The sequence below is a fragment of the Nocardioides antri genome (assembly GCF_008373765.1).
GTDB lineage: Bacteria > Actinomycetota > Actinomycetes > Propionibacteriales > Nocardioidaceae > Nocardioides > Nocardioides antri.
In genome coordinates, this window is the sequence record NZ_VUJW01000001.1 from 591,384 (window position 1) to 613,505 (window position 22,122).

Sequence of the window (22,122 nt, forward strand, 5' to 3'; positions counted from 1 at the left end):
CCGTGGAACCTGATGAGATCAGCGCGGTGCGCACCGTCGTCACCGAGGTGCTCGACCGTGCCGGCGACTGGGCGGCCTGGCAGGCCGCAGGGCTGACCACGCTCCCCGTCCCCGAGGAGCACGACGGCGACGGCCTCGGCCTCGAGGCGATCGCGGTGCTGCTCCGCGAGTCGGGCCGGTGCGGGCACCGGCTCCCGGTCTGGGAGACGCTCTGCTGCGCGGCCCTCACCATCGCCGCGCACGGCACCGAGGCCCAGCGCAAGGAGCACCTGCCCGCGATCGCGGAGGGAGCCGTGCTGTCACCGGCCCTGCGCGACGCACCCGGCTCGACGACGACCTACGCCGGCGGGCGGGTGACCGGCCGCAAGACCGCCGTCACCTACGCCGACACGGCCACGGCGCTCCTCGTCGTCGCCCGGGACGGTGCCGCCGAGGTCGTGGCGCTCGTCGACCCGCAGAGCCCCGGCGTCACGCTGCTGCCGGCCAGTGCGTCGACCGACACGCCGACCTTCACCGTGGTGCTCGAGGACGCAGCCGCCGAGCCGCTCGAGGGTGACGCGGCGTCCTACCTCCGCGACCTCGCGGTCGCCGGCCTCGCCGTCACCGCGGCCGGCGTGCTCGCCGGAGCGCGGGACCTGACCGCCGACTACGTGAAGGGACGCGAGCAGTTCGGGCGCGCGCTCGCGCAGTTCCAGGCGGTCTCGCTGCAGATGGCCGACGTCTACGTCGCCAGCCGGACGCTCGACCTGGCCGCCGACAACGCCGTCTGGCGGGTCGCGAACGGCCTGCCGGCGACCGACGACCTCGCCGTCGCCGGCTACTGGGTCAGCCGGGTCGCGCCCGCCGCGTTCCGCACCTGCCACCACCTGCACGGCGGCATGGGCGTCGACGTCACCTACCCGCTCGTCGGCTTCACGAGCTGGGGCACCGACCTGGCGCACGCCCTCGACACCCTCCCCGGCCAGGTGCCGGTCGAGTACCCGGCGAGCAAGAACCTCGAGCTCACCGACGAGCAGCGGGCCCTCAAGGCCGAGCTGCGGGAGTGGTTCGCCGGCCTGGCCGAGGAGTTCGGCCACCCGGCCGACCCAGGCGCGGTCGAGGGAGCCTGGGACCGGCACGGTCCGTCGTACCAGAAGCTCATCAAGCGGATGGGCAAGGACGGCTGGATGGGCGTCGGCTGGCCGAAGGAGTACGGCGGCCACGGGCTCGGCGAGGTCGAGCAGACGATCTTTGCCAACGAGGCGCAGTACCACGACGTCCATCTGCCGGCGGTGACGCTGCAGACCGTCGGGCCGACCCTGATCCGGTACGGCACCGAGAAGCAGAAGGAGATGTTCCTGCCGCGGATCCTCGCGGGGGACGTCCACTTCGCGATCGGCTACAGCGAGCCGGACGCGGGCACCGACCTGGCGTCGCTGCGGACCACTGCGAGGCGGGATGGGGACCACTACGTGGTCAATGGCCAGAAGATGTGGACCACCGGAGGCCACCAGGCCGACTACCTCTGGCTCGCGGTCCGTACCGATCCCGACGCGCCCAAGCACAAGGGCATCTCGATCCTGATCGTCGACACCAAGGATCCCGGCTACAGCTGGACGCCGATCATCACCGCCGATGGCTCGCACCACGTCAACGCGACGTACTTCAACGACGTCCGCGTGCCCGTCGACATGCTCGTCGGCGAGGAGAACGAGGGTTGGAAGCTGATCACCACCCAGCTCAACCACGAGCGGGTGATGCTCGGCCCGGCAGGCCGGATCGAGGGCCTCCGGGACCGGGTGATCCGCTGGGCGGAGACCGCCGGCGTCCGCGACGAGCCGGACCTCGTCGCGCTGCTCGGCGAGGCCACCGCGATCTTCCGCGTCAACGAGCTGCTCAACTGGGCGGTCGCCCGGGCGGCCGAGGGCGGATCCATCTCTGTCGCCGACGCGTCCTCCTCCAAGGTGTTCGCCTCGGACCACGTGCAGCACCTGGTGGCCGACCTGATCGCCGCCGTGCACCGGTACGGCGACGCGGGCGATCCCGCGACCAAGGACCTGCTCGACTACCTGGACTCCCAGGCGAAGCGCAACCTGGTGCTGACCTTCGGCGGCGGCGTCCAGGAGGTGCAGCGCGAACTGATTGCGATGTTCGGGCTCGGCCTGCCGAGGGTTCCCCGATGAGCGGCTCTCCGGTGGTCGAGCGGGTCGAGACCGACGACGAGCGCCACGAGCGGATCATGGCGGCGGCCGAGCGGATCATGGCCCTCGGCGAGGCGTCGGAGTCGGTGGCGCCGTACCCGGTCAACCAGCCGACGATCGGCACCTGGATGGACGCGCTGGGCTACGACAACGAGCGCTTCCGCAACGGCGAGGCGCCGCCGTCGATGGCGCAGGTGTGGACGATGCCCGGCCTGGGTCGCAAGCGCCCGGACGACGACCCGCTGCACGCGATGATGGAGGTCCTCACGGCGGAGGGCTACACCGCCGTGCTCGGCACCAACTGCGAGCAGACCTACGAGCGCTACCTGCGCGTCGGCGAGCACCTCCGGGTCACCACCGCGCTCGACTCGGTCGTCGGGCCGAAGAGCACCGGGATGGGCCTCGGCTACTTCGTGACCTCGCGCAACCGGTGGTACGTCGCCCATCCCGAAGGGCACAGCGAGCTGGTCGCGACCATGCTGTTCCGGGTGCTGAAGTTCGTCCCCAAGGGGGCCTCGTGATCCGGCCGATGGTCAACCGCGACTCGGCGTACTTCTGGGAAGGCACGCAGAAGGGCGAGCTGCGGATCCAGAGCTGCAACGCCTGCGGCGCGCTCCGGCACCCGCCCGGCCCGGCGTGTCCGTCGTGCGGGGCGCTCGACCGCGGCTACGTCGTGGCGTCCGGCCTCGGCACCGTCTTCTCCTACGTCGTGCACCGCCACCCACCCGTTCCCGGCAAGGAGCTGCCGATCGTGATCGCGCTCATCGACCTCGACGAGGGCGTGCGGATGGTCGGCGAGGTGGCCGACGTGGCCGATGACGAGATCGAGATCGGGATGCGGCTGCAGGTCGACTTCGACCGCGTGGACGACGAGCTGACTCTTCCGGTGTGGAGGCGAGCATGAGAGCTCTCGAGGCCGGCCAGGTGATCCCCGCGTGGAGCCTGCCGATGACGCCGACGACGATCGTGAGCACCGCGATCGCCACCCGGGACTGGCAGGACGTCCACCACGACCGCGACGTCGCCCAGGCGGCGGGGTCCAAGGACATCTTCATGAACATCCTGACGACCAACGGCCTGGTCGAGAAGTACGTCGCCGACTGGGTGGGCCACGACTGCGAGCTGAAGGGCATCGCGATCCGGCTGGGTGCGCCCGCGCACCCCTACGACACGCTGACGTTCAGCGGCGCCGTCGCCGAGGTCGCCGACGGTCTCGCGACCATCGAGGTCGTCGGCCGGGTCTCCCTCGGCGAGCACGTCACCGGCACGGTCAAGGTGGCGGTGTGAGCGGGCTCAGCGGCAAGGCCGCGATCGTCGGCATCGGCGCCACCGAGTTCTCCAAGGAGTCGGGGCGCTCGGAGCTTCAGCTGTCGGTCGAGGCCGTCCAGCACGCCCTGGCGGACTGCGGCCTTACGGTCGCCGACGTGGACGGCATGACGACGTTCACGATGGACACCTCGTCGGAGATCGCCGTCGCCCGCGAGCTCGGCATCCCGGAGCTGCGGTTCTTCAGCCGGATCAACTACGGGGGCGGCGCCGCGTGCGCCACCGTGCAGCAGGCAGCGATGGCGGTCGCCACCGGGGTGGCCGACGTCGTCGTCGCCTACCGCGGGTTCAACGAGCGCTCCGGCGCACGCTTCGGGCAGGTGTCGGTGGCGGCAGCGACCCAGGTCAACACCAACGGGCTCGACAACGCGTGGACCTACCCGATGGGGCTCGGCACGCCGGCGGCGACGGTTGCCATGCAGGCACGCCGCTACATGCACGACTACGGCGCCACCTCCGAGGACTTCGGTCGGGTGGCGGTCGCGGACCGCCGGCACGCGGCGACCAACCCGAACGCGTTCTTCCACGGCAAGCCGATCACCCTCGAGGACCACCAGGCCTCGCGGATGATCGCCGACCCGCTGCACCTGCTCGACTGCTGCCAGGAGAGCGACGGTGCCGTCGCCCTGGTCGTCACGTCCGCGGAGCGGGCGCGGGACCTGGCCCAGACGCCGGCGTACGTCGCCGCCGCGGCGCAGGGGAGCGGACGCGATCAGTTCGTGATGACGTCGTACTACCGCAACGACATCGGGATCCCCGAGATGGGCGTCGTCGGCCGCGAGCTGTGGCGCCAGTCCGGGCTGGCACCGGACGACATCGCCACCGCTGTGCTCTACGACCACTTCACGCCGTACGTCCTCATGCAGCTGGAGGAGCTCGGGTTCTGCGGTCGCGGCGAGGCTCCCGACTTCGTGAGGGACGGTGCGATCGAGATCGGCGGCCGGCTGCCGATCAACACCCACGGCGGCCAGCTGGGCGAGGCCTACATCCACGGCATGAACGGCATCGCCGAGGGCGTGCGCCAGATCCGCGGCACCTCGGTCAACCCGGTGGACGACGTCCACCACGTGCTCGTGACGGCGGGCACCGGGGTGCCGACGAGCGGGTTGATCCTCGCCGCCTCGTAGCGCCGCTACGGACCGGCTCGGTCCTCCGGGGCGCGCCACGGGGTGACCCGGGGCCGCCAGCGCGGCACGGCGGCAGCGTAGGCGTCGTACGACGCGCCGTAGGTGCGGCGCAGCGTCGGCTCCTCGTAGACGAGGGTGAACGTCGTGGTCGCGAGCACGAAGACCGCCAGCCACAGCCCGACCCCGACGCTGGCGAACATCACGGCCTGGCCGCCGATCGCGGCGCTGACGCCGAGGTACATCGGGTTGCGGACCCAGCGGTAGAGGCCGCCGACGACGAGCTCCTGGGTCGGCGCGACCGGTGCAGGCGTGCCGCGGCCCTCGAGGACGAACTGCGCGAACGCCGCGACCACCAGGAGCGCGCCGGCCAGCACGATCGCCGCGCCCGTCGCTCGTGCCCACTCCGGGGCGTCGCCCTCCCACCTGGTGATCAGCCACGGGACCAGCCCGGCGGTCCCGCCCGGGGCCACGACGAAGAACACGATGGTGCCCACCGCCGCAGGGACGCGGGAACGGGCCATGGAGGAACGGTACGCCGGGGGAGCGGCGGCCGGTTGCGGCATGATGGCGCCCATGGAGACCCGTGCGGTCGCCGTCACCGTCACCGGCGTGGTGCAGGGCGTGTTCTTCCGCGCTCAGTGCGCCGAGCAGGCGACGCGTCTCGGCGTGCGGGGCTGGGTGAGCAACGAGAGCGACGGGTCGGTGCGCGGGCACTTCGAGGGACCCGCCGACGCCGTCGACGAGCTGGTCGCCTGGTGCCGCGTGGGCAGCCCGCGCGCCGTGGTCGATCGGGTCGAGACCACGGAAGCCGACGTCGAGGGGTGCGACGGGTTCGACGCCCGCTGACAGTTGCGGGGTCAGTCGGCCGAGTCGACCCAGTGGTTGTCGTGCTCGGCCATGAAGGCGTCATACTCCTCCTTCGACCACTCCTCGCCCCGCGCCAGCCGGGCGAGACCCTCGAAGTACTGCTCGCGGGGTGCGCCCGGCGCGAAGTGCAGCAGCATCGACGCCTCGGCGCCCGACTCGTTGCGGAAGCCGTGCAGCCCGCCCGGCGGCACATGGAGGAAGTCGCCGGGTCGCGCCGTCACCCACTCGCGGCCGTCGTACACCTTGACCTCGCCGGTGAGGATGTAGAACGACTCCGCGATCGTGCGGTGGAAGTGAGCGCCCGGCCCGCTGACCGCGTCCGAGAACTCCCACTTGTAGAGCCCGAACAGCCCCGCTGTCGTCGCACCGGTGGCGAGGTAGCTGACGCGGTTGCCGTTCGGGTAGACGAGCTCGGGCGGTTGGTGGCCGGGCCGGACGTGCGCCGAGACCTCGCCTGTGTCGCCTTCGTAGAGTCGCGGGGGATAGGACATGGGGGCAACCGTACGTTCCGCTGGGAGCGCGTCGCCTTCGGTATTTCGCGCCGTGGGTGGCGGTGCCGGGAGGTCGCTCCGGGCCAAGAGCGGGGTTCCCGCCACCGGTCTGCCGGGGACCGGATCGGTTCCTGGGATGGGTGACGGGGTTGGTGGTTGAGGGGTGGGGCGCGCTAGCGCCGAGCCTCGAATCCACCTCTGGGCATGCCGACGGCCCCGCACGTTGGCGGGGTGTGGGGCGGGGTCGCTATTCGTCGGGCGGAGACGAGCTGAGGTCGTGGGTGCCGGTGGGGTCGACCAGCCATTGTCCGGTGGGTCCGGTCCACAGGTAGGTGCCCGGGGTGAGCATCCGGTAGGTCATTCGGCCGGCGGTCTTCAACCGGTGGTGGCCGCGGCACAGTGGGGCGAGGTTGCAGGGGCAGGTCGCGCCGCCGTTGGCGTGGGCTCGGGTGTGGTCGAGGTCGCAGCGTGAGGTCCGGTCGGTCGGGCTTGTCGAGATCGTGCAGTGGGGGAAGACGCAGTGGTGGTCGCGCAGGGTGACCTGGCGGCGGATCCGGTCGGGGATCTCGTAGGAGTCGACGGGCTGGTGGCCGGCCAGGTCGAGGACCGGGCGGACGATCACGGTCGTGCCGGGTGTGCCCGTCCATTCGCGGATCTGCTCGGCGGAGATCGGGGTGCGGGTGTTTGCGAACCGGCCGACGTTGGTGGTCGAGCTTGTCGAGACCTCGGTCGCTGAGAGGTGGAGGACGAGCTCGACCTTGCGACCGGGGACGGTGCGGGTTGTCTCCCCGGTGTCGGGGTCGGGGATCTGGAGGTCCAAGGCGAGGTCGTGGCGGGCGAGTTCACCGGCCGCGATGGAGCGGCGGATGTCGAGGGTCTCGTGGCAGCCGAGCTGGCCGAGGACCTTGGCCCGGCGGGCGATCGCGTGCTCGAGGTCGAGGGCGTCGGCGGCGTCGAGCAGACCGGAGACGTGGGCGACGCCCTCGTAGCCGACCTGGGCCAGGTCGATGTCGAAGTGCCGGTGGTCCTGCGCCTTCCGGCGCTTCTCCTCGGCGGCGTCGGGGTCGAACCGGGCCAGGGCTTCCTCGACCAGCCGGTCGACCTGGGCCCAGGTGATCCCGTGCGCGAACGGGGCGAGGTGGCGGTCCACGAACCCAACGGCGTCTTCGGGGAGGGTGCGGGTGGTGTCGGCGATCCGGAGCGCTTTCCACACCGGCACCCGACCCTCCAGCACCCGGGCCCAGGTCTTCGGCAGCCGGTAGGCGAGCTCGACGACCTGTCCGACGTAGGACCGCCCGGAGTCCAAGGACCGGCCGAGGAGCGCGGCGAGCTCCATGACCGCGAAGTCACTGATCAACGGCGCACCGGGGCCGGCGACCGGAAGCCCCGTGTCCAGGCCACGCTCGGTCAACGTCGACGCCTCACCGGACACCTCGTCCACGACGTGCTCGCCGGCCCATTCGGCGATCGCACGGACGGTGGCGATCTCCCGCTCCGCGATAACGGTGCGGTGGGCGCGGATCTCGGCCAGCAGCTCCTGCGACCGCGAGGCGTCGGCCGGGTGGAGGAGTGGTGTGGTTCCGAGATCCATGACGCCTATTCAACCGCCGCGAACCGACATCTCCATGCGCCCGGAACCCCGCCTGTGGACAGCTGATCCGCTGGCCGCGACCTGTGCACGACTAGTGGCCTCCCCCCACCACCCGTAAGCCCGGAAGCCACCGCAACCCACCGTCCTCCACGTCGGCTCCGCCACCACAGCGAGCACCTCAGGCCTCCCGCAGCCTGGGCAGGCGCGCGACCGAGTGCCGCAACCACGACGGCGCGCCACACCGTTCTTCAAGAATCCAGAACCCGCCGCCCGACGACGGCGGTCGCGCTTGCCGGACACCGCGTCGCGACCAGAGCCAGGTGGTTTCGAGGCTCGGCGCTGGCGCGCCTCACACCTCAACCACCGGCCGCCCGGCAAACCACCCCTCAAGCCATCCCGTATACGCAACCACAGCGAGCACCCCAGGCCTCCCGCAGCCTGGGCAGGCGCGCGCCCAAGTGCCGCAACCAACGACGGCGCGCCACCACCGTTCTTCAAGAATCCAGAACCCGCCGTCCGACGACGGCGGTCGCGCTTGCCGGACACCGCGTCGCGACCAGAGCCAGGTGGTTTCGAGGCTCGGCGCTGGCGCGCCTCGCACCTCAACCACCGGCCGCCCGGCAAACCACCGGAACCACCCGTCAAGCCATCCGTATGCGCAACCACAGCGAGCACCCCAGGCCTCCCGCAGCCTGGGCAGGCGCGACCAAGTGCCGCAACCAACGACGGCGCGCCACCACCGTTCTTCAAGAATCCAGAACCCGCCGTCCGACGACGGCGGTCGCGCTTGCCGGACACCCGGCCGCGACCAGAGCCAGGGTGGTTTCGAGGCTCGGCGCTGGCGCGCCCCGAACCTCAACCACCGGCCGCGTCCGCCGGCCGACCAGGGACGCCGCGGCCGCCGCGCACCGGGTTGCGCCGCGTCGTACCCTGCTCCGAGTGAACAGCGAGCGACCCGACACGACCGCGTCGGAGCGGAAGACCCTCGTCGACCTGTTGGCCGACAACCGAGCGGAGATCCTCCGGCTGTTGGACGGCGTGACGGAGGAGGAGGCGCGGCGGAGCCTGGTGCCGTCGCTGACCACGCTGCTGGGGCTGGTGAAGCACGCGGCCTTCGCCGAGCAGGTGTGGTTCCACGTCACGCTGACCGGCCGGACCCGCGCCGAGGTGGGCGTGCCGAACGACATCGACGACAGCTTCCGGCTTGCACCGGACGACACGATCGCGTCGGTGAGCGAGAGCTTCCGGCAGGTGTGCGCCGAGTCCGACCGACTGGCGTTCGACCACGACCTCGAGGACACGGGGACCCATCACCGGCTGGGGCCGGTGAACCTGCGCTGGATGTATGTCCACATGATCGAGGAGCTCGCCCGGCACGCCGGCCACGGCGACATCCTGCGCGAGCAGATCATCGCTGCCCGCGACGCCAAAGCAGGCTAGGCCGAGAGCGACGCGACGATCTCCGCAGCCGGGAGCAGGCGGTCGATGCGGGTGACCGTCTCGCCGGCGTAGAGCGGCCCGGCGCGAACGAGGCTGGCGGGACGGTCGTCCGTCGCGGTCTGCGGGGTGAGCAGCCGGCTCTCCGGGCGCTGGCGAGCGACGAGGCGCGCCTGGACGGCGGCAGGGATGTGGCGCGCGCCGACCCCGCTCATCCGGTTCACCACCCGGTTCGTCCACGGCGCCTCACCGTCGGCGCCGAGGTGGCGCTCCGTGGCCTCGTTCGGTACGACGCGGTGCGCCGCCGGCCAGCCGAGACCGAACAGGCCGGTCAGGATCGTCCGGTCGGCCTCGAGCAGCCGTTGCTTGTACTGCGGATGGGCGTGGCTCTCCTCGGACAGGAGGAACCGGGTGCCTGCGACCGCGGCTTCCGCGCCTGCGTCGAGAGCCCGGTCGACGTCCGTCCTCGTCGCGATGTCGCCGGCGAGCAGCAGGGGGAAGCCGCTCGGCAGGGCAGTCCTGACCTGCTCGAGCAGCTGGAGTGCCGGCGTCGTGCCGCGGACGTGGCCGCCGGCCTCGATGCCCTGGACGATCACGGCGTCGGCGCCGGCGGCGTGGGCGGCACGGGCTTCCTCGACCGAGCCCGCCTGGTGCATCCAGACGCCGGGGGTACGCCGCTGCGGCCGGCCCCAGAACGTGACGACGACGTCGGCTCGGGCCGCCGCTGCGAACCAGCTGGGCTGCGCGAACGGCAGCAGCACGTTGACGGCGATCGGCCGGTCGGTCAGGGCCCGTACCGCGGCCAGCTCCCGCCGGATCGCCGCGGGCCCGCTGACGGCGATCGTGCCGAGCCCGCCGGCCTCCGAGACCGCCGCGGCCAGCTCGTGCCGGCTGATGCCGCCACCCATTCCGGCTTGGACGACGGGCTTGTCCACGCGCAGGCGCTCGAGGATGGACACACGGCGATGATCTCCCATGACCGGTCCTGCGGACCCGACCGGCCACCCGCGACAATGATCTGGTGACTCCGACCGTCATCGCGATCCACGTCGCCAAGGCCCGTCGGCTGCCGATGCAGGCGAGGGAGCAGGTCGAGATCGAGGCGGGCAAGGGGATCGTGGGGGACCGCCACCACGGCACCCGGCACCGCCACGTGACGGTGCAGAGCCGGGAGAGCCTGGACGAGGCGGCCGCGGTGTTCGGCCAGGTGGTGCCGTCGCACCTGACCCGGCGCAACATCACGGTCAGCCACGGCGTGGTCCCGCGCGACCCGGGCGCGCTTCTGCGGGTCGGTGACGTGCTCCTCGAGGCGGTGCGGATCGCGGCGCCGTGCAAGCTGCTCGACGACACGATCGGAGACGGTGCGCAGGAGGCGCTCCGGCGCCGGGCCGGCACGGTGTTCCGCGTCCTCGAGGGCGGCTCGATCGCGGTGGGCGACGAGGTGCGGTCAGGTTGACGCCCGGCCCAGCACGTACGCCCGCTCGGTGCTCTCGCCGCGTGCGGTGACCGGCGCCCGGCGGTACCACTCCACGTCGACGAGCCCCGCGCGCTCGAAGAGCGTGGCCACCGCGGCGGGCTCCTGGAGGACGAAGTCCAGGTCGACCTGCTCGTCGAACCAGTCGTCGCGGTGCACCAGCCCGTTGCCCGCGTGACCTGCGTAGACCAGCCAGCCACCGGGCCGCAGCGGGCGCACGAGAGCCGCCAGGATCTCGGGCATCTCGGCGGGGGTGGTGTGGACGAGGGAGTACCACGCGAGCACGGCGCCCCAGCCATCCGCGGCCGGCGGGCGCATCAGGCGGCGCAGGTCGCCGACGTCGTACGACGCCTGCGGGAACCGCGCCCGGGCCTGCTCGACCATCCCCGGCGCCACGTCGATCCCAGTCGCCCTGGCTCCACGGTCGGCCAGGTAGGCGGTCACGTGTCCCGGGCCACTGCCCACCTCGACCACCGGAGCGCCGGCGGCGAGCTCGAGGACGCGGTCGAGGACCCAGCGCTCGAAGGGCAAAGCGTCGAGCTCGTCGACGAGTGCGTCGGCGTACGCCCCCGCGACGCGGTGGTACGACGACCGCACCCGCTCGTCGCGCGTGGCGAGGTCGATCGCGGGCACTGCCGGGGCGGGCGTGGCGGCGGCCTCCTCGACGACCGGCGGTGCACCCAGCAGGTGGACCCAGCGCGGGTCCCGCTCGCCCGCCCGGCGCGGCAGCACCCGCACCAGCGGCTCCGGCGCAGCCGCCATCCGCTCGAGCGTCTCCTCCACGTCCCGCCGGTCGGGGAACGCGTGCAGCCGCTCGGTGCGCGCCCTCAGCTCGCCGGCGGCCTGCGGCCCCCGGAGGAGCAGCACGGTGAGGAGCGCCCGCTCGTCCTCGGCGAGGTCGAGGAGCTCCGCGAGCACCTGGTGGTACTTCAGCGTCCGCGGCCCGCGATCGGCCCACACGATCCGCACCAGCCCGCGTTCCTTGAGGTCGCGGCAGGACTTCTCGACCAGCTCCTCGTCGTACGACACCACCGGGTCGCGGCTCGACGTCTGGTTGCAGGCGGTGCGGAGGGCGTTCAGCGTCATCGGGTACGACGCCGGCACTGTCCGCTCCTTCTCGAGGAGGCAGCCCAGGATCCGCTGGTCGACGGCGCTCAGGACAGGGAGTTCGGCCACGGCAGGACCCTAGACCCCGGCCGGTCGGACCTCAGCGCAGCTTCTCGCCGAGGAACGCCAGGACCCGGTCGACGCCCTCCTGCTGCCGGTGCCGGGTGACGGTCGCGTGGAGCCGTCCGGGGAAGTCGACCCGGATGAACGCGTCGCCCAGCTCCCGCTCGAGGGTGTCGAACCGCTTGCCCGTCGTCGGGTCGCCGGCGTACTGCAGACCCAGGACCTGGCAGCCGCCGGCCGCCCGCTGCTTGACCGCGGTCAGGTCGCCCGGCGACAGGTTGACGTCCCGCGCGCGGCCGGGCGTGACGGCGTACGGCACCGACGGCTGGCACAGCACGGGAGCGGCGACGGCCTCGTCGACCATCATCCCGAGCGCGAAGCCGCCGGTGAAGCACATGCCGATCGCGCCGACACCAGGGCCGCCCACCGCGGCGTGGAGCTCGCGCGCGAGGCTCCGCAGCCACCCCGCGATCGGCGACGTCCGCCGGGTGGCCAGGGTGACGAACTCGCGCCGCACGCAGACCTGGCCGAGCCGTGCCGCCGTGTTCACCGTGCCGAACGGCTCGCCCGGCGTGCCGAACAGGTGCGGGAGCACCACGGTGAAGCCGGCGGCCACGACCTCCTCGGCGAACCGGATGAACTCCGGTGTCATCCCCGGGATCTCGTGGATCACGATCACCCCGGGCCCGCTCCCCTTGCGGTAGGTCGGGAAGGTCAGCGACACGCCGTCGAGGCCGTCAGCGGTGTGCTCGCCGACCGTCCACGTCGTCAGCAGGTCGGTCGCCAAGGACGGCGCGCCGCTCAGCCTTCGAGCGCGGCGTCGAGCGTGATGTCCGGGACGGCCGCGAGCGCCTTGCTGATCGGGCAACCCGCCTTGGCCTTCTCGGCGCACTCGAGGAACGTCGCCTCGTCGACGCCCTCGACCTCGCCGCGGACCGTGAGCTTGATGCCGCTGATGTGGAACCCGCCCGCGGGGTCCGGGCCGAACTCCACCTCGGCGGTCACGTCGAGCGACCGGGGCGTGCCGCCAGCCCGGCCGAGCTCGCCGGAGAACGCCATCGAGTAGCAGGACGAGTGGGCCGCGGCGACGAGCTCCTCCGGCGACGTGACGCCCTGGGGGTCCTCGGTGCGCCGGGGCCAGGACACGTCGAACGTGCCCACGCCGGACGAGGTCAGCTCGACCTGGCCGGAGCCGTCCTTGAGTCCGCCGTTCCATGCAGTGCGTGCAGTGCGAGTAGTCATGACTCGAACCTAGGGGTTCGGACCTCGTCCGTCAGCAGGGAGTCGGCACCCATTCAGGACACAGTCAGGACACAGTCGGCGAGCACGGGCGACCCGTCGCGGTCGCCGCCGGCGATCGCGACCGACGCGACGACCCGGTCGTCCTCGCGCCAGCCGGTGACGCGGATCGTCTCGCCCGGAAACACCACGCCGGCGAACCGGGCGGTGAACCCGCGGACCTGGGTCGCGTCGCCGCCCACCAGGCCGTCGGTCAGCTCGCGCAGGACGATGCCGTAGGAGCACAGCCCGTGCAGGATCGGCGCCGGGAAGCCGGCAGCCTTCGCGAAGTCCGGGTCGGCGTGCAGCGGGTTGCGGTCGCCGCACAGGCGGTAGAGCAGCGCCTGCTGCGGGGTGACGTCGTACGACGACTCGTGGTCGGCCTCGCGATCCGGGAGTGCCACGGGGTCGGATGAGCCGCGATCGCCGCCCCAGCCGCCCTCGCCGCGGACGAAGATCGACGACCGGGTGCGCCACAGCTCCTCGCCGGACTCGTCCCGCGCCACCCCCTCCTGCCAGATGACCGCGGCCTTGCCCTTGTCCCAGATGTCGGTGAGCGTGGTCGAGACGGTCGCCGTCCCGGAGGTCGGCAGCGGCCCGGCGACGGAGATCGACTGCGACCCGTGGACGACCTGCGCGAGGTTGATGTCACACCCGGGCAGGTCGAGCGGCGGCGGGTCGGTCTCGTGGAACGTCGGCACGACCACTCCGAACGACGGCAGCACCTGCAGCGCCGGGCCGTCGAGCGTGAAGCGCAGCGCGGCGGGGGAGAGGTTGTCGCCCTCCCGGGCTCCGGCACCGATGGCCAGGTGGTAGAGCAGGACGTCGCTCTCCGTCCACGAGAACGTGGTGGAGCCGAGATCGGCACCGATCGCGACGGAGGCGTCGATGGGCATTCAGTTCCCTCCGGTGGTTGAGCTTGTCGAAACTGTGAGGTCGAGGGCGGCGAGGTAGCCGAACACGATGGCTGGGCCGATGGTCCCGCCGGGGCCGGGATAGGTGTTGCCCATGACGGCAGCGGCCACGTTGCCGGACGCGTAGAGGCCCTCGATCACCGAGCCGTCCTCGCGCAGCACCCGTGCCCGCTCGTCCGTCACCAGGCCGCCCTTGGTGCCGAGGTCGCCCGGCACGATCTTCACGGCGTAGAACGGGCCCTTCTCGATCGGCGCGAGCGAGCAGTTCGGCTTGACCGTCGGGTCGGAGTAGTACTTGTCGTAGGCGCTCTCGCCGCGGCGGAAGTCCTCGTCGACCCCGCTGCGGGCGAACCCGTTGAACCGCGTCACGGTCTCCTCGAGCGCGGCGGCGGGCAGGCCCACCTTCTCCGCGAGCGCCGCCAGGGAGTCGGCCCGCGTCACGACGCCCTCCTTGTACCAACGGCCCGGGAACGGCTGTCGCCCCGCCACGCCGGCGAACAGGTAGCGGTTGCGGTAGGTCTGGTCGAAGACCATGTACGACGGCACGTGGCTGACGCCGGTCGCCTCGCCCTTGTAGATCTCGTGCGTCGCCTCGACGTAGGGGAGCGCCTCGTTCATGTAGCGACGACCGGCCGAGTTCACGATGATCGAGCCGGGCAGGTTGCGCTCGGCGAGGCAGAACCACGCGCGGCCCGGCAGCGGGATGGTCGGCCCCCACCAGGCGTCGTCGAGCAGGTCGGTCGCCGCGCCGGCCGCGGTCCCTGCGAGCAGCCCCGCTCCGGTGTTGGACGGCGCCCCGGTCGACCAGCCGGTCGACGTCGGGTGCGGCAGGAACTTCTCGCGCAGCTCCTGGCTGTGCTCGAACCCGCCGGAGCCGAGGATCACGCCGCGCGCGGCACCGATCTCGCGTCGTACGCCCTCGTTCTCGACGACCACGCCGGTCACCCGCCCGTCGGTGACGACCAGGTCGACGAGCGGGCTGTCGTAGACGACCTCCACCCCGGCGTCCTCGAGCCCCTTGCGGAGGCCGATGGCGATGGCGTTGCCCATCGCGAACATCTTCTTGCCGGTCACGATCGCCCAGAAGCGCAGCAGCATGACCTTGAGCATCGTCAGCGGGCCCTTGATCGTGCGCAGCCCGAGGCTCATCTTGCGGAAGTCCGCCTGGGTGACGATCAGGTTGGCCGGCGCCTTGGTGTACGGCGGGTGGAGCCGGTCCAGCTCGTCGCCGAGGAAGCGCGCGTCCAGCGGCACCGGCTCGACGCTGCGGCCGCGCGCCCGGCCGCCGGGCTTCTCGGGGAGGTAGTCGGAGTACTCCGGCACCCACTGGAACCGGACCGGGGTGTGCTCCTTGAGGAAGTCCATGACCTCGGGCCCGCGGTCGATGTAGGTGTCCCGACGCACCTTGGGCACGACGTCGCCGACGATCGCGTCGAGGTAGGTCTTCGCCGCGTCGAGGTCGCCAGGCTCCGCCTGGCCCGCCTCGGCGAGCGCATAGTTGCCGGGGATCCACACGCCGCCGCCGGAGCGGGCCGTCGAACCGCCGAAGTAGCCGCTCTTCTCGACGAGAACGGTGTCGAGGCCCTGGCGTGCCGCCGTGAGCGCTGCCGTCATCCCGGCTGCTCCGGCGCCCACCACGACCACGTCGTAGGAGTCCCTCATGGCAGAAAACTGTAACAGGTTCTAGTATCTCTCCTGTGACCTCCCACGACGCGATCTCGGCAGCCGTCGAGCGCCTGGCCCACGCCCAGGAGACGCGGGTGCCCTGCGCTCCGGTCCGGGACCTCATCGGCACCCACGACCTGGCGGCGGCGTACGCCGTGCAGCAGGGCCTCGTGCAGCGCCGGCTCGCCGGCGGGGTGACCGTCGTCGGTCGCAAGATCGGCGCGACGTCGGAGGCGGTGCAGCGTCAGCTCGGGGTGGACCAGCCCGACTTCGGCTACCTGCTGAGCGACATGGACGTCAGCCATGGTGTCGACGGCACTCCGATCTCCATGCGCACGCTGGTGCAGCCGCGGGTGGAGGCGGAGGTCGCGTTCGTGCTCGGCACCGACATCGCACCCGACGACGAGGCCGACATCACGCTCGACAACGTCCGGGCCGCCGTCGACGTCGCCCTTCCCGCGCTCGAGATCGTCGACTCGCGGATCGCCGACTGGAAGATCGGGTTCACCGACACCGTGGCCGACAACGCCTCCAGCGGCCTCTTCGTCGTCGGCCGCGACGGGCGCAAGCTCGACGACCTGGAGCCGCGCGACGTCGTCATGTCACTGACCATCAACGGCGAGGAGCGGTCCGCCGGCACCGGCGCCGCCTGCCTGGGCGACCCGCTCGAGGCGCTCCGCTGGCTGGCCGTGCAGGCCTGGCGCTTCGGCGACCCGCTGCGTGCCGGCCACCTGATCCTGTCCGGGGCCCTGGGCCCGTTCGTGCCGTTCGCGCCGGGTGACCGGGTGGCGGCGTCGATCAGCGGGTTCGAACCGCTGATCGTGGAATTCGAGGAGTAGAACCTTGGTCTCGACAAGCTCGACCAACGGCCGAGTCACGGCCGCGATCGTCGGTCCCGGCAACATCGGGACCGACCTGATGTACAAGCTGCTCAGGTCCGAGGTGATCGAGCCGCGCTGGATGATCGGGGTCGACCCGGCCAGCGAGGGGCTCAAGCTCGCCGCCGACCAGGGCCTGGTGTCCACCCACGAGGGTGTGGACTGGTTGCTCAAGCAGGACGAGCTGCCGGACCTGCTGTTCGAGGCGACGTCGGCCTACGTGCACCGGGAGTACGCGCCGCGCTACGCCGAGGCCGGCATCCGGGCGGTCGACCTGACCCCCGCCGCCGTCGGCCCGGCGGTCATCCCGCCGGTGAACGGTGAGGAGCACGTCGCGGCGCCGAACGTCAACATGATCACCTGCGGTGGGCAGGCCACGATCCCGATGGTCGCGGCGGTCTCGCGGGTCACCCCGGTGTCGTACGCCGAAATCGTCGCCTCGGTCTCCTCGGTGAGCGCGGGTCCCGGGACCCGCGCCAACATCGACGAGTTCACCCGCACCACCGCAGCTGGCGTGGAGACGATCGGCGGCGCGGAGCGGGGCAAGGCCATCATCATCCTCAACCCCGCCGAGCCGCCGATGATCATGCGCGACACGATCTTCTGCGCGGTGGACCCCGACGCCGACACCGACGCGATCGCCGCGTCGATCCACGAGATGGAGCAGGCGGTGCAGGAGTACGTGCCCGGCTACCGGCTGCTCCAGGAGCCGCAGTTCGACGGGCCGTCCGACTTCACGAAGGGGATGCGCCGGGTCTCGATCTTCGTCGAGGTCGAGGGCGCCGGCGACTACCTGCCGCCGTACTCCGGGAACCTCGACATCATGACCGCCGCCGCGACCCAGGTGGGTCAGCACATCGCGCGCAACCTGCTGGGAGGCAACTGATGCCTGAGAACGACGCCCTCAACACCCTCGAGCGGACCTGGTCCGGCATCCACGGCGACGAGCCGTTCGGCAAGCTCGACCTCCGCCTGACCGACACCTGCCTGCGCGACGGGTCGCACCACAAGCGTCACCAGTTCACGGCCCAGGAGGTGCACGACATCGTCGCCGCCCTGGACGAGTCCGGGATTCCGGTGATCGAGGTGACCCACGGCGACGGGCTGGGAGGCAGCAGCTTCAACTACGGGTTCTCCCGTACGCCAGAGCAGGAGCTGATCAAGATCGCGGCCGAGACCGCGAAGCGCGCCAAGATCGCGTTCCTGATGCTGCCCGGTGTCGGCACCAAGGACGACATCCGCGCCGCACAGGACAACGGCGGGCAGATCTGCCGGATCGCGACCCACTGCACCGAGGCCGACGTCTCGATCCAGCACTTCGGGCTGGCGCGGGAGCTGGGCCTGGAGACGGTCGGGTTCTTGATGATGAGCCACACCCAGCCGCCGGAGGTGCTGGCCAAGCAGGCGCGGATCATGGTCGACGCCGGCTGCCAGTGCGTCTACGTCGTCGACTCAGCCGGTGCGCTGATCATGGAGCAGACCGCCGACCGGGTCTCCGCCGTGGTCGCGGAGATCGGCGGCCAGGCCGACGTCGGCTTCCACGGTCACGAGAACCTCGGCCTCGGCGTGGCGAACACTGTGATCGCGGCGCGCGCCGGAGCGACCCAGATCGACGGCTCGGTGCGCCGGTTCGGAGCCGGTGCTGGCAACACGCCGTTGGAGGCGTTCATCGGCGTCTGCGACAAGCTCGGCTGGACCACCGGGGTCGACTTCCTCAAGATCGTCGACGCCTCCGAGGATGTCATCAAGCCGGCGATGCCCGAGGAGTGCCAGCTCGACCGGATGACGCTGATGATGGGCTACGCCGGCGTCTACTCGTCCTTCCTCAAGCACGCCGGCAACGCCGCCGAGCGCTACGGCGTCTCCGGCGCCCAGATCCTCCTCGAGGCCGGCAGCCGCAAGCTGATCGGCGGCCAGGAGGACCAGCTGATCGACATCGCCCTCATGCTCAAGGCGAAGCAGGACGCCAATGCGTGACGAAAACTAGAACCTGTTCTAGTATTGGTCACATCGAACTTCTGACAGGAGCTCCCAGATGAACCGAAGCCCCGAGGCACAGGCAGTCCTCGACGGTGTGCGCGACCTGCTGCCCACGTTCCGCGAGCGGTCCGACGAGGGCGAGCGCCTGCGGGTCGTGCCCGAGGCGTCGATCAAGGAGCTCGAGGAGACCGGCTTCTTCAGGCTGCTGCAGCCCAAGCGGTACGGCGGCCTCGAGGCCGACCCGGTCGACTTCTACACCGCCGTGCGCGACATCGCCTCGGCCGACGGGTCGACCGGCTGGGTGGCGAGCGTGGTGGGCGTCCACCCGTGGCAGGTGGCACTGTTCGCCGACGAGGCGCAGCAGGCAGTGTGGGGTGACGACCAGAGCGTGCGGCTGAGCTCGTCGTACGCCCCGACCGGCAGGGCGGTGCTGGCCGAGGGCGGCTTCAAGCTGTCGGGCAAGTGGAGCTTCTCCTCCGGCTGCGACCACTGCAGCTGGGTGCTGCTGGGCGGCCTGGTGTTCAACGAGGAGGGTCAGGTCGTCGACTTCCGCACCTTCATGGTCCCGCGGGAGAAGTACCAGATCGTCGACGTCTGGAACGTCGTCGGACTGCGGGGCACCGGCTCCAACGACATCGTGGTCGAGGAGACCTTCATCCCCGAGGCGTTCACGCTGTCGATGGGGGAGACCGGCCAGTGCCGCGGCCCGGGCCAGGCGGTGAACGACAGCGACCTCTACAAGCTGCCGTTCCACTCGATCTTCACCAGCACCATCGCCACCCCGATCATCGGAATGGCCAAGGGCGCCTACGCCGAGCACGTCGAGATGCAGCAGAAGCGGGTGCGGGCGGCGTACCTCGGCGAGAAGGCCTCGCTCGACCCGTTCGCTGCTGTGCGCATCGCGCGCAGCTCCTCGGAGATCGACGCGGCCTGGGCGCTGCTCATGAACAACATCCGTGAGGAGCAGGACCTGGTCGCCCGTGGCGAGACGATCCCGCTCGAGCTCCGGCTGCGGGTACGCCGCGACCAGGTGCTCGGCACTGCGCGCGCCATCGAGGCGATCGACACCCTGTTCGAGGCGTCCGGCGGCCGTGCGCTCGCCGAGGGCACCTACCTCCAGCGGGCATGGCGCGACGCACACGCCGGGCGGGTGCACGCGGCCAACGACCCCGAGCGCGCGCTCCAGATGTACGGCGCCCAGCAGTTCGGGCACAAGGTCGACCCGGGGATGTACTGATCCGTGGCTGACTACGACAAGGAGAGCGTCCGGCGTACCGCCCAGGTGAAGACCGAGGCGGCCGGCGAGATCACGCTGCAGTACTACGAGGCGGGCGCAGGAGAGGGGCGCCTGCCACTCGTGATGCTCCACGGTGGCGGGCCCGGTGCGTCGTCCTGGTCGAACTTCGGCAGCGCGCTGCCCGGCTTCGCCGCGGAGTACCGCACGCTGCTCGTCGACCAGCCCGGCTTCGGCGGGTCCGACAAGCCGACGGTGGTTGGCAACTACTACCGGTTCTCCGCCGACGCGGTGGTCGCGCTGCTCGACGAGCTCGGCCTGGAGAAGGTCCACCTGCTCGGCAACAGCCTCGGCGGCGGTACGGCGATGCGGCTGGCGTTGTCCTACCCGGACCGGGTCGGCCGGCTGGTCCTGATGGGGCCGGGCGGTCTGTCGCTCAACCTGTTCCACGCCGACCCGACCGAAGGCGTCCAGCGGCTGATGGACTTCGGGGCGAACCCGTCCAAGGAGGCGCTCCGCGCGTTCATCTCGACGATGGTCGTCAACCAGGACCTGGTGACCGACGAGCTGGTCGAGGAGCGGTTCGCGGACGCGACCGCCCCGGGAGCGCGCGAGGCGATGGCCTCGATGGGCTGGTCCTTCTGGAACCCCGAGACCGCCGAGGACGGCATGCTGTGGCGCGAGGCGCACCAGCTGCGCCACCACACCCTGCTCACCTGGGGCCGCGAGGACCGGGTCAACCCGCTCGACGGCGCGCTGGTGGCGCTCAAGCTGATCCCGAAGGCCCAGCTGCACGTCTTCCCGCGCTGCGGCCACTGGGCGCAGATCGAGGCCGCTGACGAGTTCCGCGACGTCGCGGTCAACTTCCTCGCGCGCCACAAGGAGCGTTCATGACGATCGACATCAAGTCCATGGGCTACGTCCGCGTGGCCAGCACCGACCTGGGCGAATGGGAGAAGTTCGCCGGCAAGGTGCTCGGCCTGGCTGCAGGTCGCGGCCCGAACCCCGACCACCAGTACTGGCGGATCGACCAGGTCTCCGCCCGGCTGGTCGTCTTCCCGTCCGACGTCGACCGGCTGGACTGCTCCGGCTGGGAGGTGGCCGACCACCAGGCACTCCAGGCGGCGCGCGAGCACCTGCAGAAGGCCGGTGTCGAGTTCGAGGAGGGCACGAAGGACGAGCTCGACGAGCGCCGGGTCCAGGAGCTCATCCGGTTCCGCGACCCGTGGGACAACGTCTTCGAGCTGTTCCACGGCATCACCTACGAGTCGCGACCGGTCGTGACGCCGTACGCCGCGAAGTTCGTGACCGGCGACCAGGGGATGGGCCACCTCGTCGTACCCGTCCTCGACGACGTCGAGGCGCTCCGCTTCTACACCGAGGTGCTGGGCTTCCGGCTACGCGACTCGATGAGCATGCCGGGGGAGTTCGTCGGCAAGGAGCCCGGCAGCAAGGTGTGGCTGCGGTTCCTCGGCGTCAACCCGCGCCACCACTCACTGGCGTTCCTGCCGATGCCGAACCCGTCGAAGTGCGTCCACATCATGTTCGAGGTGGACGAGCTCGACCACGTGGGCCGCGCGCTCGAGCGCGTGCGCAAGCACGGCGCCAAGCTCTCCGCGACGCTCGGCCGCCACATGAACGACGAGATGATCTCGTTCTACGTGAGGTCGCCCGGCGGCTTCGACGTCGAGTTCGGCACGGAGGGCCTGCGGGTGGACGACGAGCGCTGGGTCGCTCGTGAGTCGACGGCCGTCTCGTACTGGGGCCACGACTTCGGCGGCGGGAACTAGGCGGATACCTTGGCACGCATGCCCGCGGAGCCGTCCCACCCCTCGCCCGGCAGGGTGCCGGAGGGGGAGATCCCTGAGGGCATGAGCCCGGACGCGCGCGAGACGTGGCCGCACCCGGCGCTCATCGACTCCTGGCTCGGCGACGCCGAGATCGACTTCGAGTTCCGTCCCGGCGAGGACGTCGCCGTCCACGACGACCCGGAGGCCCGGGCCGCCGCCCGTCGGTTCCGCGACGTGCTCGGAACGTTCGCGTCCGGCATCACCGTGATCACCACGGTCAGCAACGGCCAGCCGGTCGGCATGACCTGCCAGTCGTTCTCGAGCGTTTCCCTCGACCCCCCGCTGGTGCTCTTCGTCCCGGCGCGGTCGTCGCGCGCGTGGCCGGTGATCCAGCGGGTCGGCCGGTTCTGCGTCAACGTGCTGGCGGCCGACCAGGAGCACGTCTCCGCGCAGATGGCGAGCAAGGGCGCCGACAAGTTCGCGGGCATCGACTGGCGCCCCGCGGAGGTCACCGGCTCACCGGTCATCGCGGGCACGCTGGCCCACCTCGACTGCACGATCCACACCGTCCACGAGGGCGGCGACCACTACGTCGTGGTGGGCCGGGTCGAGCACCTGGAGACGACCGGCGGCGACGACGCGGAGCCGCTGCTCTACTTCCGCGGCAGCTACCGGACGACGGACTGCTGACTGCGGGCCCGTGCGGGGGCGGCAGGTAGA

The 22,122-nt window shown here is 71.4% G+C and carries 24 protein-coding genes; 15 read left to right on the top strand and 9 right to left on the bottom strand.

All coding sequences use genetic code 11. From position 1 onward, the window contains the following. Window positions 1-2 precede the first annotated feature (2 nt). From F0U47_RS02855 to F0U47_RS02870, 5 genes are read left to right on the top strand one after another with little or no spacing between them, the layout of a single operon-like run. On the top strand, window positions 3-2,162 hold the full coding sequence (locus F0U47_RS02855; RefSeq protein ID WP_246159397.1) for an acyl-CoA dehydrogenase family protein: 2,160 nt from the start codon (window positions 3-5) through the stop codon (window positions 2,160-2,162). Then, complete coding sequence (locus F0U47_RS20965; RefSeq protein ID WP_188111137.1) at window positions 2,159-2,701, top strand: FAS1-like dehydratase domain-containing protein; 543 nt, start codon at window positions 2,159-2,161, stop codon at window positions 2,699-2,701. The genes F0U47_RS02855 and F0U47_RS20965 overlap by 4 nt, the downstream gene beginning before the upstream one ends. Beyond that, a complete protein-coding gene (locus F0U47_RS20970; protein WP_246159398.1) occupies window positions 2,698-3,084 on the top strand; it encodes a Zn-ribbon domain-containing OB-fold protein in 387 nt (128 codons plus the stop codon). Before F0U47_RS20965 ends, F0U47_RS20970 begins: the two co-directional genes overlap by 4 nt. Further along, window positions 3,081-3,467 carry a MaoC family dehydratase gene (locus tag F0U47_RS02865; RefSeq protein WP_149748775.1) on the top strand — a complete coding sequence of 129 codons (387 nt, stop codon included), beginning with the start codon at window positions 3,081-3,083 and terminating at the stop codon, window positions 3,465-3,467. The genes F0U47_RS20970 and F0U47_RS02865 overlap by 4 nt, the downstream gene beginning before the upstream one ends. Next, window positions 3,464-4,633, top strand: coding sequence for a lipid-transfer protein (locus F0U47_RS02870; protein ID WP_149748776.1), 1,170 nt, complete (start codon window positions 3,464-3,466; stop codon window positions 4,631-4,633). The genes F0U47_RS02865 and F0U47_RS02870 overlap by 4 nt, the downstream gene beginning before the upstream one ends. 5 nt (window positions 4,634-4,638) lie before the next feature. Here F0U47_RS02870 and F0U47_RS02875 read toward each other — a convergent pair whose 3' ends face one another. After that, on the bottom strand, window positions 4,639-5,154 hold the full coding sequence (locus tag F0U47_RS02875) for a methyltransferase family protein (protein WP_149748777.1): 516 nt from the start codon (window positions 5,152-5,154) through the stop codon (window positions 4,639-4,641). Here F0U47_RS02875 and F0U47_RS02880 point away from each other — a divergent pair. Continuing rightward, a complete protein-coding gene (locus tag F0U47_RS02880) occupies window positions 5,153-5,479 on the top strand; it encodes an acylphosphatase (protein WP_246159399.1) in 327 nt (108 codons plus the stop codon). The two genes, F0U47_RS02875 and F0U47_RS02880, sit on opposite strands and share 2 nt — an antisense overlap. Window positions 5,480-5,490: 11 nt before the next feature. Here the strand turns inward: F0U47_RS02880 and F0U47_RS02885 are convergent, their stop codons facing one another. Together F0U47_RS02885 and F0U47_RS02890 are read right to left on the bottom strand one after the other, a co-directional pair. Further along, a complete protein-coding gene (locus F0U47_RS02885; RefSeq protein ID WP_149748778.1) occupies window positions 5,491-5,991 on the bottom strand; it encodes a cupin domain-containing protein in 501 nt (166 codons plus the stop codon). Between the two features lie 247 nt (window positions 5,992-6,238). Then, window positions 6,239-7,582 carry an HNH endonuclease signature motif containing protein gene (locus F0U47_RS02890; protein ID WP_149748779.1) on the bottom strand — a complete coding sequence of 448 codons (1,344 nt, stop codon included), beginning with the start codon at window positions 7,580-7,582 and terminating at the stop codon, window positions 6,239-6,241. Between the two features lie 939 nt (window positions 7,583-8,521). Between F0U47_RS02890 and F0U47_RS21770 the strand changes: the two genes are divergently transcribed. Continuing rightward, the gene (locus tag F0U47_RS21770) at window positions 8,522-9,022 is read left to right on the top strand and encodes a DinB family protein (RefSeq protein WP_246159400.1); all 501 of its coding nucleotides are present in this window, start codon (window positions 8,522-8,524) and stop codon (window positions 9,020-9,022) included. Here F0U47_RS21770 and F0U47_RS02900 read toward each other — a convergent pair. Then, window positions 9,019-9,978 (bottom strand): NAD(P)H-dependent flavin oxidoreductase, encoded by a 960-nt coding sequence (locus tag F0U47_RS02900; protein ID WP_188111138.1) that lies wholly within the window; start codon window positions 9,976-9,978, stop codon window positions 9,019-9,021. The genes F0U47_RS21770 and F0U47_RS02900 overlap by 4 nt on opposite strands. 62 nt (window positions 9,979-10,040) lie before the next feature. Here F0U47_RS02900 and F0U47_RS02905 point away from each other — a divergent pair, with 62 nt between their 5' ends. Further along, window positions 10,041-10,475 carry an MOSC domain-containing protein gene (locus F0U47_RS02905; RefSeq protein ID WP_223162625.1) on the top strand — a complete coding sequence of 145 codons (435 nt, stop codon included), beginning with the start codon at window positions 10,041-10,043 and terminating at the stop codon, window positions 10,473-10,475. On the opposite strand, the gene F0U47_RS02910 is transcribed toward F0U47_RS02905, so the two are convergent. The 5 genes from F0U47_RS02910 to kstD are packed head-to-tail and all read right to left on the bottom strand — an operon-like array spanning window position 10,467 to window position 15,517. Then, a complete protein-coding gene (locus F0U47_RS02910; protein WP_149748782.1) occupies window positions 10,467-11,669 on the bottom strand; it encodes a DUF480 domain-containing protein in 1,203 nt (400 codons plus the stop codon). The two genes, F0U47_RS02905 and F0U47_RS02910, sit on opposite strands and share 9 nt — an antisense overlap. Before the next feature lie 31 nt (window positions 11,670-11,700). Beyond that, window positions 11,701-12,450: a dienelactone hydrolase family protein gene (locus F0U47_RS02915; RefSeq protein ID WP_246159401.1), complete on the bottom strand. Its 750-nt coding sequence runs from the start codon at window positions 12,448-12,450 to the stop codon at window positions 11,701-11,703. A 14-nt stretch (window positions 12,451-12,464) separates the two neighbouring features. Continuing rightward, complete coding sequence (locus tag F0U47_RS02920) at window positions 12,465-12,905, bottom strand: OsmC family protein (RefSeq protein WP_149748783.1); 441 nt, start codon at window positions 12,903-12,905, stop codon at window positions 12,465-12,467. 53 nt (window positions 12,906-12,958) lie between these two features. Continuing rightward, complete coding sequence (gene chsH3, locus F0U47_RS02925; RefSeq protein ID WP_149748784.1) at window positions 12,959-13,837, bottom strand: enoyl-CoA hydratase ChsH3; 879 nt, start codon at window positions 13,835-13,837, stop codon at window positions 12,959-12,961. Continuing rightward, window positions 13,838-15,517, bottom strand: coding sequence for a 3-oxosteroid 1-dehydrogenase (kstD, locus tag F0U47_RS02930; protein WP_149748785.1), 1,680 nt, complete (start codon window positions 15,515-15,517; stop codon window positions 13,838-13,840). Window positions 15,518-15,552: 35 nt separating this feature from the next. Here kstD and F0U47_RS02935 point away from each other — a divergent pair, with 35 nt between their 5' ends. Genes F0U47_RS02935 through F0U47_RS02965 form a run of 7 tightly spaced genes read left to right on the top strand, consistent with a single transcriptional unit; the run spans window position 15,553 to window position 22,092 of the window. Then, a complete protein-coding gene (locus tag F0U47_RS02935) occupies window positions 15,553-16,359 on the top strand; it encodes a 2-keto-4-pentenoate hydratase (protein WP_246159402.1) in 807 nt (268 codons plus the stop codon). A 4-nt stretch (window positions 16,360-16,363) separates the two neighbouring features. Next, a complete protein-coding gene (locus F0U47_RS02940) occupies window positions 16,364-17,284 on the top strand; it encodes an acetaldehyde dehydrogenase (acetylating) (protein WP_149748787.1) in 921 nt (306 codons plus the stop codon). Further along, entirely contained in the window at window positions 17,284-18,375 is a 1,092-nt protein-coding gene (gene dmpG, locus F0U47_RS02945; RefSeq protein WP_149748788.1) for a 4-hydroxy-2-oxovalerate aldolase, read from the top strand. The genes F0U47_RS02940 and dmpG overlap by 1 nt, the downstream gene beginning before the upstream one ends. 58 nt (window positions 18,376-18,433) lie before the next feature. Next, on the top strand, window positions 18,434-19,615 hold the full coding sequence (hsaA, locus tag F0U47_RS02950; RefSeq protein WP_149748789.1) for a 3-hydroxy-9,10-secoandrosta-1,3,5(10)-triene-9,17-dione monooxygenase oxygenase subunit: 1,182 nt from the start codon (window positions 18,434-18,436) through the stop codon (window positions 19,613-19,615). A 3-nt stretch (window positions 19,616-19,618) separates the two neighbouring features. Further along, on the top strand, window positions 19,619-20,506 hold the full coding sequence (gene hsaD, locus F0U47_RS02955; RefSeq protein ID WP_149748790.1) for a 4,5:9,10-diseco-3-hydroxy-5,9,17-trioxoandrosta-1(10),2-diene-4-oate hydrolase: 888 nt from the start codon (window positions 19,619-19,621) through the stop codon (window positions 20,504-20,506). After that, complete coding sequence (hsaC, locus tag F0U47_RS02960) at window positions 20,503-21,402, top strand: iron-dependent extradiol dioxygenase HsaC (protein WP_149748791.1); 900 nt, start codon at window positions 20,503-20,505, stop codon at window positions 21,400-21,402. Before hsaD ends, hsaC begins: the two co-directional genes overlap by 4 nt. A gap of 18 nt (window positions 21,403-21,420) precedes the next feature. Further along, window positions 21,421-22,092, top strand: a complete 672-nt coding sequence (locus F0U47_RS02965; RefSeq protein WP_281290959.1) for a flavin reductase family protein — start codon at window positions 21,421-21,423, stop codon at window positions 22,090-22,092. Window positions 22,093-22,122: the final 30 nt, after the last annotated feature.

Excerpts from the sequence above, each read along its gene's own strand:
- F0U47_RS20965 (WP_188111137.1), top strand. The coding sequence starts at position 2,159 with ATGAGCGGCTCTCCGGTGGTCGAGCGGGTCGAGACCGACGACGAGCGC.
- F0U47_RS02865 (WP_149748775.1), top strand. The coding sequence starts at position 3,081 with ATGAGAGCTCTCGAGGCCGGCCAGGTGATCCCCGCGTGGAGCCTGCCG.
- F0U47_RS02880 (WP_246159399.1), top strand. The coding sequence starts at position 5,153 with ATGGAGGAACGGTACGCCGGGGGAGCGGCGGCCGGTTGCGGCATGATG.
- F0U47_RS02875 (WP_149748777.1), bottom strand. The coding sequence starts at position 5,154 with ATGGCCCGTTCCCGCGTCCCTGCGGCGGTGGGCACCATCGTGTTCTTC.
- F0U47_RS02885 (WP_149748778.1), bottom strand. The coding sequence starts at position 5,991 with ATGTCCTATCCCCCGCGACTCTACGAAGGCGACACAGGCGAGGTCTCG.
- F0U47_RS02890 (WP_149748779.1), bottom strand. The coding sequence starts at position 7,582 with ATGGATCTCGGAACCACACCACTCCTCCACCCGGCCGACGCCTCGCGG.
- F0U47_RS02920 (WP_149748783.1), bottom strand. The coding sequence starts at position 12,905 with ATGACTACTCGCACTGCACGCACTGCATGGAACGGCGGACTCAAGGAC.
- chsH3 (WP_149748784.1), bottom strand. The coding sequence starts at position 13,837 with ATGCCCATCGACGCCTCCGTCGCGATCGGTGCCGATCTCGGCTCCACC.
- kstD (WP_149748785.1), bottom strand. The coding sequence starts at position 15,517 with ATGAGGGACTCCTACGACGTGGTCGTGGTGGGCGCCGGAGCAGCCGGG.
- dmpG (WP_149748788.1), top strand. The coding sequence starts at position 17,284 with ATGCCTGAGAACGACGCCCTCAACACCCTCGAGCGGACCTGGTCCGGC.
- hsaA (WP_149748789.1), top strand. The coding sequence starts at position 18,434 with ATGAACCGAAGCCCCGAGGCACAGGCAGTCCTCGACGGTGTGCGCGAC.
- hsaC (WP_149748791.1), top strand. The coding sequence starts at position 20,503 with ATGACGATCGACATCAAGTCCATGGGCTACGTCCGCGTGGCCAGCACC.
- F0U47_RS02965 (WP_281290959.1), top strand. The coding sequence starts at position 21,421 with ATGCCCGCGGAGCCGTCCCACCCCTCGCCCGGCAGGGTGCCGGAGGGG.